Genomic DNA, 11,596 nt, shown 5'->3' with positions numbered 1-11,596 from the left:
CGCATACAGAAATGGATGAAGCCGCCCTCCAATTCCGCTGGATGCTGCATCCTGCGCTTGGCCTCCCAAGACAGCCATTCTTCCTGTGGAAGAATCGTCACCCGGGCGGTAACCTGAGCACCCAGGAATTAGCAAACCTGCCGGGCTGGGAACCGCTTGAGGTTATTGGCCTTCCGGTCGACGACTCGTGGGCCGATACCGGCTATGACCTGAATGATCAGGGGCCGATTAATCAGCTTTTGTCCCCGATCCGGGCGGCTCTTCGGCGGTTGAAGCTGGGTGCGCCGCGTACCGGCTGGACCCGGTTGTCCCGAAGCAACATCTCCCTGCCCGATTGGGAGCCGCCAGACCCGGAAGCCTACCTTGATGATTTGCTTAAGAGCAGGCTGCTGCGCGGTATCGAAGCCATGCTTCGCGACCTCTCCAACGGGCGTGACCATGACAAGTACGTGGTAAAAGAGGCGGAAGCTTACCCGGGGCAGCTCAATCCCCGCTTGCTGCTTCAACAGGTACAGGCTGTGGCCGGGCTTCATCCGCCTGCCCGTAGTGAATGGCACCCGCTCGGGCTTCTGCTGATGGGAGCCGGAACGGACCCCTTGGCAGCCTTGGCACTTGGCTTTGGCACGGCGCGCATCCCTGATGGTGAAGATGACGATCTCTATATGGTTACGGTCCGCCATGGGCTGCAGGTAGGAGATCGGGAGTATGAATTCGAATTGGCGGATGTCGTCACCGTAAACCTGGAGTTACCCGCGCCGAAGGCGCCCACTGGCCTATCCGCCCGCATTATCGCCCGCAATCGGCCGCAGGTACTTGATGGTCCAGTACTAGAAAACATCGGCGTCAGTTGGGATCGGTCCGAGAACCCTAACTACTCTTTCCTGCCGCCAAACAGCACGAGCCACCCGGTTACCTACGCTGTTGGACGTTTCGGCCCTGAATCCTGGCGGTCTGAGATCCTGTTAACCCGGCGTCCCGAACTTGTTAGAGGCTGGCACTCGTTTGTCGCCAGCAAGCCGGATCAAGCCCGTCCCGTGATCTTTACCGATCACGTCGTGCACCTGGCGACCATTAGTGATTCTCACTTGATCGCCAACTCACAGGGCTTGAAGTGCAGCTATGCGGTAGCCGCTCAGGATATTTTTGGCCGCTGGAGCCCTTGGACCACGACCTTTTTCCAAGGCCCGGATGAACCGCCTCAGACGCCCTCCGTTCTTTCGGTCAAATTAGATCCATCCGGTGCGGCTGTGATCGATTTCTCCTGGGATTGGTCCAATCGCAGTCCGGAATTCATCGAATTGATCGGCACTTACGAAGACGATCCCGGCAGCCGGCTGTTCACGGTGCGTTTGCAGTTTAGCGGCTATGAACAGCCTGAGTCCAGCGGTTTTGAGGTTATCCCGCTGGATTCTAAACGAGAACTTGCCGCTGGCTGGGGCGGAGCGCAGGACCCGGATCCGTCGGAGCCGGAGGTTCGCTTCTATAGACTAAGCACTACGATCCCTATCCATTTTGCCGGACAACGTTACCGATTCTTTCAGGCTCAGGCTCGAGGCCAGTGTCACATTCATCACCTCTCAATCCCTGACTGGAATATAAGCCCATTCAGCCAACCGGTAGGCACAGCGATTTATGACCCTGCGCCGCCTCCGCCACCCGCCGTACCGGAAGTGCCGCAGTGGGCCAGCTTGCCCGATATTGCAGGTGTAAGCCGTGCGCAGTTAAGGTGGTCTGGCAACAGTACTATAGCGGGGTATGTACTCTACGAAGCAACCGAAACAACGCTCCTTGCCGCGCTTGGCCTGCCAGGCCCGGACACCAGCAAGCCCTTCACTGATCGGCTGGCGGTATTACGTACTGCCAATCTTTCAGGACTACGCAGCGCCTTCCGGCGAGTGCAAAAGGAGCTGATCCCCGCTGCTACGCCTGAGACGGTTTATGAGGCAGCGCTGCCACGAGGCAGCTCAGTGATACACTTATACGCTGTAACAGCGATGAGCCATAACCAGGTCGAGTCTTCTTGGCCGGACAACAGCAAGAAGTTTATTGCTGTAGCCGCCCCGAAGCTAGCCGTACCGTCAGCACCCTCACTTGAAGCGGCACCGGTATCAAAGACAGAGCAAGCAACAGTCAACCTGCGTATAAGATTGGGTCACGGCGCTGCTGTAGACCAAGTCGAACTCTACCGAGCAGCTAACGAAAAACTGGCGGCTAACGCCGATACCATGGGTCCTCCAATTGCGACTCTCCAAGTTGCCGGTTCCGAAATCAGCTTCACCGACAATACACTCAATCCCGGGTGGCTGCGCGTCTGGTATCGTGCCGTGGCCTGGTCGGCACGCGACGATCAACGCGGCGTGATCGAAGCCCGCTCGCCGGCCTCTTCGGCGGTATCCTTACTGCTTACGCCGAACAGCCCGCCCGAAGTCATTGATCTGAGAGTCAATGAATCCGATTCGAGCAGCTCCGAAATATGGATTAGTTGGACCAGTCATGCACCTGTGACTGTTACGCCTTTGGGGCCTCACAGCATCGTACTGGAGACGTGTGGTACAGCAGGTTCGGTAATCACCCGCGCTGAAGAACGCCTCGACGCCGTGACCGCCGTTGACAACCTAAAGGACCTATCTGCCGCTGAACCGGGCGGTTACACTATCGTTCGTACGGGGGAGGCGGGCAGTTATCGTACGTATGCGCGTTTACCCCGCCCGGCAGCCGATCAAGCTTTCAGCGTTACTGTTAAGATCATTGACCCGCTCGGGCGCATCGGCAGGGCTTCAGCCAATGTCCCGCCTCTCTCTTAACACAACAAGCCGGGGCTGGTTGGATATAAACGGGGATCGATAGTTCATCAAAACCAAAGCCAGTCTGGCTGAAAACCGAAATTAGCGGTTGACGAATCGATACGAGCGTGAAACGAGGATGAAAATGGAAAACCGCTCCCACCGGAAAATCACGGTGATGACAAGTGAAGCGGAGAAGCATCCTTAATCCTTCTCATTTTGCCGTAAACGTCCAGGTTCCCGCCTCTTCCATCCACACTCCGGAAACACCGGCCTGAAGCGCAGCTATCTCGATATGCGCCATAGCAATGCCGAGATCGACCGACTCCTGGTGGGTACGTCCTTCCGCCTGCGCGGCGAGCGCATTTTGCGCCGGTAAGAGGGTAAATCTCCACGGCTGAGAATTCATCGCCGACGGGGCGGTCCGTGCCGCAGCGAGCGCCGATTTCATCCAGCCGGGAGCCGTCTCCAATTCCCCGGGATTGCGGAGCAATTGCTCAACCGGCTTGCGCTTGCGTCCGGTTGAGAAGCCTTTTACCATCTTCTCCCTCAGGCTGAGGCTATCCGGTACAGCTCCGAGCGGAGCCACACAAATGAGCAGCTCCCCCTCGCCCACCCCGGCGATCCGCTTCGCCATCGCCTTGTCAAAGGTGCCTGCAACCCAGCATGTTCCTAAGCCCAGCGCATTCGCCTTCAGGACGAACTGCTCCCCGTAATAACCGCACAGAGTCTTGACTCGCGCCTCTTCCCTCTTCTCTCTGCCGATAAAAGCGGCAAAAGCCTTCACACCGCTAAACATGCCGTAGCTGTTGCTCAATCCGCCGAATACATCTTCGGCTCCATCCGCCCAAACCCCAATCCGTACGGCTCCTCCTGCGTCTTCATTGAGCGCCTCCGCATAGAGCTTCAATTCATCAAGCTGCTCCGCAGCGGGTGGTGCCGTGTACTTCCTGCGGGATACCCGTGATTCGATGCTGGCATACAGCTTAGGTTCCATTTCTACGATTCTCAAGTTGGTTCACCCCTAAATTGAATTTGTAAGAAGTTTCACTTGGTTATGCCATAATAACGAACTCAACTTTCGCACCTGAAAAATGTACGATTAAGCGAAACCAAAGGACCGCTCGTTTGGCTAACAAATCCGAGTCAGCGGAAGCCGCAAGCATCGCTCGTTTGGCTAACGAACTGAACCATCGTTATTTGAGCATGCAGCCCCTGCCCAAGACTCTAACGAATCTCAGCGTTGCTTTTCTCTTCCTCAGCAGCGGGTTGGGCCGCTTTTTTATGGAATAGTGATGGCTGGATTCGTTGCATTTGGGGAACAGTTAGTATCCCTGATTTAACGGTTTTAGGGTTCGATTCATTCGTATGAAGACAGCTGCTCCTCATCCGCCATACTCTGGATATCGTCCATCGAAATCGTCAGCAGCGCATACCCGCTCTCTTCACTCAGCTTCAGCGCCCGCTCCTTGATGTATTTCGGGCTCCCTTCCTGCGCTTCTTCGTCATACACCAGCAGCAGCCCGTCGCTTTTGCGCATCAGCAGCTCATCCCTCGCCTTGAACTGCCAGCTTCCTTCGTAGGGCCGGTTGCTGACCGCCCCGTAATAATCGGCCGCCGCCGCAATCCGGCGGAACTCGTCCTGCTTCTCTTCCTTCCATCTTTCCTCGGGAGCGGCATGGGCCGCGATTATGCCCAGCTTCAGGCCGGGATAGCGTTCTTTTAGCTCCAGCGCGGTCTCGCACGCCCACAGGTCGATTCCGTACTGGCCGGGGGTAATAATCCACTCCAGCCCCTCTTCCAGCAGCGGGACCATTCGGGAAGCGAGCGCTTTTTTGATATAGGGAATGCCGGGATGCTTACGGTCAAAAATACCCAGCTCATGCGCCCGGTAGCCGGTAACAAGCAGTGTTTTCATGCCATGCCTCTTTCCTCGTTTCAGTCGGTCCTTCCATTATACCAGCCGCTCCCGGACTCTGCCTGCCGAAGGCGCGAAAGGCTCTGCTCCTCATCGAATTCATTCATTGTTAGGCAAAAAAACGGAGCACCCGCAAGGTTTCAGAAACCCTGCGGACGGCTCCGCTTCGTACATAGTATCAGCTTCAGTCGATCCAGCCGTTTGCCTGAAGCATGCGGTGAATCAAGGCGGCTGCTTCCGCTCTTGTCAGCGTATCCTTTGGCCGGAGCTCGCGGGAGCCGTCTCCCTTGACAATGCCGCTGTCAATAAGATAGGCCGCCGCTTCCGAAGCCCATGGAGATAGCTTGCTCCGGTCCGCGAAAGAGGTCAGGCTGCTACTCGTCTTCGCAGCATCGGGTGCGGCGCCGCCCCCTTGGATCAGGCGGACGGCGTTATAAACGACCACCATGGCCTGCTCCCGGGTCACCTCGCCGCTGCCGCCAAAGACGCCGCCGGGATAACCGGACATCAGGCCGAACCGCTGCGCAAGCGCCGCCGGCCCATAGGCCCAAGAGGAGGCGGGCACGTCACGGAAGGCGGCGGAAGGTATCTCTCCGCCCATGAGCCCGAGGCTTCGGACGGTCAGCGCCGCCAGTTCGGCGCGCGTAACCGTGCGGTCCGGCGCAAAACGGCCGTCCCCGCCTCCGGTAAGCATCATGCGGTCCGCCAGGTCTGCGGCGATACCTTGGACCCAGTGGTTCCGGGTGTCGGAGAAGGAAGTCCTGCCGCTCAGCAGCGCGTAAGTCCGGTAACCGGCAGCCTCGTGGATCACGGCATACCGGATATGGTTCACCGTCTTCAGCGAAGCGGGAACGGCGAACAGCTTTCCTTCATCCTGAACCGAAACTGCGGCAATCCCGCCTTGGGTTCCCGCCTGATCTGCCGGAACCGCCATCAGCAGTTCAACGGGAGCCTTCAAAGGCGCGGATACACTCTTATCCTTGTAACTAAGCGTCAGTTTGACGGCCAGCGGATCGGCCAGCAGCCGATAACCTTGGCTGGCGGCCGTCTTCTCCACATTGGATGCCGCCGGACTGTGCTCTATAGATAGGCGCACTCCGATATCCTCCGCCTTCGCGTCTCCGCCCAGCCCTTCGATGGAATCTCCGAGCGAAAGCGCAGGCAGCGGCACGATAAGCTCGGGCGTGCTGACGGTAAGGCGGCTGCCTCCTTGAAACAGCCTATTCCACTCCGCCGCCGACAAGCCGCTCAGCACAATATCCTCCTTGCCGCTAACCTTGATCTGCAGGTCGGCTGCCTTGCCGCCGACCAACTGCTCCAGCGCGGCTTTGTCGAGCTTGATTTCCAGCACCGAACCATCCACACGCTCCGTCTTAGCGGCGGAAAAGAAAGATGCCGCAGCCTGATCAGCGGTTCCCGTTACGCCATTGTCCGGCTGCTGCACCGGCGATGGTGTCGGCGCTGGTGCGGGGGTCGGTGCGTCTGACGGCGTTGCTGGTGGCGTAGCCGATGGCGCTTCCGATTCCCCGGCTGACGGGGCTGCTGACGTTACCGCAGATGGCGCTGCCGATGGTGACGCAGACGGCGTCGGCTTAGGCTGCTCACCGCTGGCTTCCACTTTCACGGCGCGCCATTTTTGATGGTCTGAACCATCGGCATTTTCCAGTCTGACCGTCCCGTCCTCCCTGGCTTCCAGCGCTTTGTCCGGCTTGAACTTGGACAGGATCGTTATCGTTCCGTCAGCGTTGTCATGCACCAGCCAACGCTGGTTGTCATAGCCAAGATAAGCGTATAGTTGGACCGTGTTGGCTCCCGTATCCCAGTCGAGCGATTTGCCGCTTTCCCCCGTCCGGATCGTGTAGGCGTTATTTTTGATCGGATAATAGCTCCAGTATTGATTGACCGACTCCTGCTGCGGAAGCGCTTTAAGTTTGGCCAAGGAACTCTGGCTGTCTACGGTAAGCGCCGCTCCTGTACCCGCGTTAACGAAACGGTAAAGTCTATCGTCGGCCGGCGTTGTCCCGGACACATTGACGTTCTGGTAATAGGCATCGCCGCCGAATACGTTCACGCCAAATGTGCCCTGGCGGAAAGTGTCGTCATCCACATCAATAATCTGCCGGCCGTCCAGCTCGATAGTTATCCGCGTGCCTGCGGCTGTGATTTTCGCATGATGCTTCACTCCCGTGGTCAGAGCCATCGGCACTTTCGCCAGCACCTGCCGGTCCTGGAACTGGCCGTCGGCCATATAGAACAGGCGTGCCGCCTTCATGTTCGGGTCAAGGTTGAAATAGTACCCGCTCGTTCCGTCGGCATTCGACCTGAACAGCATCGAGCCGGCTCCGCCTGTGCGCGGGAGCATAACGTCTGCTTCATAGGTGAAATCGGCCGCCCGTTCCCCGGACATATAGCTCGAGTCGGTGTCAAAAGTACCCCTGATGCCTTCGGACGTAACGGCCCAGCTGGAATTCGGCTTCCATTTCTTCAGATTCGTATTGAATGTCCCTACGATTACCGTGATAACGGCGGACATGCTGCCGTCCCGCGTCTTTACAGTAACGGCTGCCGTGCCGGGCGCCACCGCCTTCAGCACAACGCTGGCAGAACCGGACGGGTCGGCTGTTACAACCGATTCGTCTCCGGAGGTCCAGACGAGCTCCTGAGCGGACTTATGCGGCAGCACACCAGCGAATATCTCTTTGGATTCCCCGGCCCCCAGCTCCAGCAGGCTGCGGTCCAGAATGATCCGGCCGGCCGATTCGTCCGGCTGCAATCCTTCGTTCCAAATATTTTTAAGCGGATACACCTTAATCGACTTCACATTCACCGTGCCGCCCTTGGCGTAGAAGCTCATGCCGCTGCGCGCCTTATCCGGTAAAATAACGTCGGAGAATACCGTCCTGCCGTCCGCCGCAAACACCTCGACAGAGGATTCGTCCACCAGAATACGAAGCTTCAGCGCGGAGTTCTCCGGCTGCACCTTGGCTTCATGTACAGACGAGAACTTGGATGAGAAATCGGTCCGCCCGGAAGCAGAACGGTCAACGAACAGCTTGCCGCTTCCTGTGCGGTAACCGACAACGGTCCGCTGCGCTCCGCCTTCACGCAGACGGAATCCGAATTCGGAAGCTGCTCCCTTCTCAGGCAGTTCAAGCTCGGCCTCAATTTCATAGGCATTGCCGAAGGATGAGGCCAGAATATTTTCCGTATCCGCAGAGACGTCCGTATCACTGACCACGAATGGCGTACCCCGCAGATCCTGAAGCTCGACAATCGGAGTCTGCGCCAAACGGACGCCTTCCGGCGTCGTCTTGAGCGACAATTCGCGCGGAACCGTCATTTGTCCTTTCCACGGCGAGGTCGGGAAGCTGAACGGATAATCCCAGTTCGTCATCCAGGCCAGCATAATACGCCGGCCTCCGGGTACGTTCGCAAAGGAAGTCGAAGCGTACATCTCCTTGCCAAAGTCGGTCCTCAGTACGGTCCCGGCCGGATTGTCGTTCACAAATTTACCGTCAGGCGTCAACTCGCCGATAAAATATTCGGCGTCCGATCCGTTCGTCTTCGGATTGGCGCCCATGCTGATCATCAGCACCCATTTCGTCTGTGAATTGTCCCCGTCCACCGGAAGAGGAAACAGGTCAGGGCATTCCCACACGCCGCCCCGTATATAACTGCCGTAACCGAAGCTGCCGGTCAGCGTCCAGTCGATCAGATTCTCCGAGGTGTAGAAGCGGATATGATCGCCGCCGGAAACGACCATGATCCAGCGGTTGCCCGCTTCGTCGCGCACCACCTTCGGATCGCGGAAATCCCAGACTACCGGCTCATTTCCGCTTGTATAACCCGGATTTTTGATAATCGCTTCGTTCCCGTAATACTGCCAGGTACGGCCTTTATCCTTGCTGTAAGCGAGCCCGATCTGTTGATTGCCGCCCGTTTTGTCCGGATTAAAGGAGGTGTAGTAAGCAATAAGCCCCTTGCCGCCCGAATCGCCGAACAGCCCCGAAGCGTTATGCTCATCGGCAATTGCTGCCCCGGACCAGACATGGCCCAGATCATTCCAGTTTAGCGCAAGCGGCAGACGCCGCCAGTGGACAAGATCAGTGCTGACCGCGTGGGCCCATTGTCCGGCGCTCTGGTGAAAGAGATGATATTCCCCTTCAAAATAGACCAGCCCGTTCGGATCGCTTGCCGAGCCGCGAGCAGGCGTATAATGATACGCCGGACGGTAAATTTCATTGTAATATCCGCCGGAAGGCGTCAAATAGACATCCTGAAAATAAGCGCTGCCGCCGGTTACGGCAAGACCGGTCAAGCCCGAGGCATAGCTGGTATCCTCAAGCTGGGCAGCCGCTCCCTCATAGCCGTCCACATAGGCCGAGATTTGGGAACCCACGGCATGAATTTCAATATGATGCTTCTTCCCGGGAACAAGCGGAATATCCGAAGTGGAAGCCAGCACCTCCCGTCCTGCCGAACCCGACTTCACCAGCTTAACTGTGCCTTCATTCGCATTCAATTGAAGCCAGTAGCCGGAACCGTCTTCGTTTGCCCGGAACAGCAGCGCCGCTTCGGCGGACGGTGAATAGACGGCAATCGTAACGTTGGCCTCCAGGACAAAATCCCCCTCTTGCGAGCCGGAAAGATGCAGCGACCACTGCGCTCCTTCCGACGATCCCTTAAGGCCTTGCAGATCCTTCATCCATCCGCTGGCTTCACTGTTCAGCTCTTCTATATTCGTGAGCAGTTCGCTCACCTCGATATTCTGAAACACCGCAGCGCCGCTTGCGCGAAGTCCCAGCCGCCTGTTGCCGGAGTAAAGCTCCGTTTCAGCGCTGATTACGGGATCGTATTTGCCGTTCCAATAGACTTGTATGCGATTCCCATCCGCCTTAACTTTGACGTGGTAGCTGACATCCGGCAGAATAGCGATGCTTTTCTCGATCCACAGCCGGTCCGGATGCGCGCTGTTCGCGTCAAGCAATCTGATCTTGCCCGCTTTTGCATCCACCTGGACCAGAAATCCGTTCCGCCCCGTCTCATCCGAACGCAGCAGCAGGGAGCCTGCCGAATCCGCCGACTTCAGCGTTACGTCGCTCTCATAGGTAAAGTCCTGAGCATAGGTGTCCGACATGACCGTAGCCTCGCCCGATGCCGTCAGTTGAAGACCTTCAGGGCTTGAGGAAGCGTTTCCAACACCGCGCTGCGACCAACCCGTAAGATTGCTGCTGACGCCGGCCATCTCTATCGGCTCCGCTTTACCCGGCTGACCCGCATAAATATTCTGGAACACCGCCGCGCTGTTCCAGACATGCATACCGAAGTACCCGCTCGTGTAGGCGGTATCCTCCGCCTCAAGCAGCGGCTCCGCTCCGCCGTTCCAGTACACCTTCAGCGACGTACCCTCCGCCGTCACCTTGAGATGGTACGTCTCTCCGGCGCTGAGCGTCACACTCTCCGTCTTTAGCACCCGGTCGCCATCCGCATCCTTCAGCTTAAGGATATCCGCCCCAGGGTCCAGCTGCGCCATGTATGAGCCCCAGCCGCTGTCATTCGAGCGGAAGATAAACGACACCACGCCGCTGTCCTGCAGCAGGGTTACATCCGCTTCGTAGCTGAAGCTCTCCCCCTGCTCTGCTGACAGTACGAACCCGTTCTCCGCCGAGGACAGCTTCAATCCTTCCGGCGTCTCTTCGATCATTCCCTTGTCCTTCGCCGTCCAGCCGCTCAAGTTGCTGTTCACCGTTCCCGGCTTCGTCTCCGTATTAATGACTTCCATGCGTATATTCTGGAACACCGCCGCGCTGTTCCAGACATGCATCCCGAAGTACCCGCTCGTGTAGGCGGTGTCGAGCGCGGTGAGCAGAGGCTCCGCTCCGCCGTTCCAGTACACCTTCAGCGACGTACCCTCCGCCGTCACTTTGAGGTGGTACGTTTCTCCGGCGCTGAGCGCCACGCTTTCCGTCTTCAGCACCCGGTCCCCGTTCGCATCTTTCAGCTTCAGGATATCCGCTCCCGGGTCAAGCTGCGCCATGTAAGAGCCCCAGCCGCTGTCATTTGAGCGGAAGATAAGCGACACCACGCCGCTGTCCTGCAGCAGGGTTACATCCGCTTCGTAGCTGAAGCTCTCCCCCTGCTCTGCTGACAGCGCGAACCCGTTCTCCGCCGAGGACAGCTTCAATCCTTCCGGCGTCTCTTCGATCGTTCCCTTGTCCCTCACCGTCCAGCCGCTTAGGTTGCTGCTGACGCCAGCAGTTAAAGCGCTTCCAATATTGCCTGTATCATTTGCGCCTCCGGCCTCCGACGCCGCCGCGTATGAACCTGGAAACATAACGGTCCCCAGCAGCAGAATCGCAACTAACACGTTTAACCAGCGGCTGCCCGGATGCTTCTTCCCTTTTCCCATTTCGCCCACTTCCGTCCCTTTGAAATGTAAGCGTTACCTAATTAGTGCAAGAAGAAACAGCTGCGCCGTCCTCGCGGGAGGGGGCATCCGTTTCCAAAACAAAGATACCCTACAGCTTCCTAAGAAAATAACGGGGTTAAGCATTAATTCTACGGACCAGCAGGCTGCGCTTGCCTGAAAAAGCGGCCCAAACTTCAGGCCGCTTCATCCTGTTCATCCATTCTGCCGGGCCAGAAGCCCTTCAATTTCGTCCAAAGAAGGCATTGCCGGGATCGCGCCTTTGCGGGTAGTTGCAAGGGCCCCTATCGCATTGGCGAATCGCAGCATTTCGTGCAGTTCTCCGCCGGCACTTCACCCGGAGCAAGCTCCTGGGAAAGCAGTCCATACAGTATGCCGGCTAAAAAAGCGTCGTCGGCTCCCGTTGTATCCTGCGCGCAGGGAGTAAAGTCAATAAGCAGCTCGCCGATGGCAGCCACATCCGCCATG

The 11,596-nt window shown here is 57.7% G+C and carries 6 protein-coding genes; 2 read left to right on the top strand and 4 right to left on the bottom strand.

Features of this window, described 5'->3' with window-relative positions:
- Positions 1-239: 239 nt before the first annotated feature.
- Entirely contained in the window at positions 240-2,804 is a 2,565-nt protein-coding gene (locus tag PDUR_RS05505) for a hypothetical protein (protein WP_156130319.1), read from the top strand.
- 193 nt (positions 2,805-2,997) lie between these two features.
- Here PDUR_RS05505 and PDUR_RS05500 read toward each other — a convergent pair whose 3' ends face one another.
- On the bottom strand, positions 2,998-3,795 hold the full coding sequence (locus PDUR_RS05500) for a nitroreductase family protein (protein WP_052410069.1): 798 nt from the start codon (positions 3,793-3,795) through the stop codon (positions 2,998-3,000).
- A 116-nt stretch (positions 3,796-3,911) separates the two neighbouring features.
- Here PDUR_RS05500 and PDUR_RS28575 point away from each other — a divergent pair, with 116 nt between their 5' ends.
- Positions 3,912-4,076: a hypothetical protein gene (locus PDUR_RS28575; protein WP_156130317.1), complete on the top strand. Its 165-nt coding sequence runs from the start codon at positions 3,912-3,914 to the stop codon at positions 4,074-4,076.
- A 67-nt stretch (positions 4,077-4,143) separates the two neighbouring features.
- Here PDUR_RS28575 and PDUR_RS05495 read toward each other — a convergent pair whose 3' ends face one another.
- From PDUR_RS05495 to PDUR_RS05485, 3 genes are all read right to left on the bottom strand, one after another.
- Positions 4,144-4,701, bottom strand: a complete 558-nt coding sequence (locus PDUR_RS05495; protein WP_042205415.1) for an SLOG family protein — start codon at positions 4,699-4,701, stop codon at positions 4,144-4,146.
- A 184-nt stretch (positions 4,702-4,885) separates the two neighbouring features.
- A complete protein-coding gene (locus PDUR_RS27790; RefSeq protein ID WP_081949403.1) occupies positions 4,886-11,110 on the bottom strand; it encodes a GH32 C-terminal domain-containing protein in 6,225 nt (2,074 codons plus the stop codon).
- 302 nt (positions 11,111-11,412) lie between these two features.
- Positions 11,413-11,595 carry a hypothetical protein gene (locus tag PDUR_RS05485; protein WP_042205414.1) on the bottom strand — a complete coding sequence of 61 codons (183 nt, stop codon included), beginning with the start codon at positions 11,593-11,595 and terminating at the stop codon, positions 11,413-11,415.
- Between the last annotated feature and the right edge of the window lies 1 nt (position 11,596).

The sequence above is a fragment of the Paenibacillus durus genome, from assembly GCF_000756615.1.
Taxonomy (GTDB): Bacteria; Bacillota; Bacilli; order Paenibacillales; family Paenibacillaceae; genus Paenibacillus_AQ; species Paenibacillus_AQ durus.
This window is presented reverse-complemented; position numbering and strand designations above follow the sequence as displayed.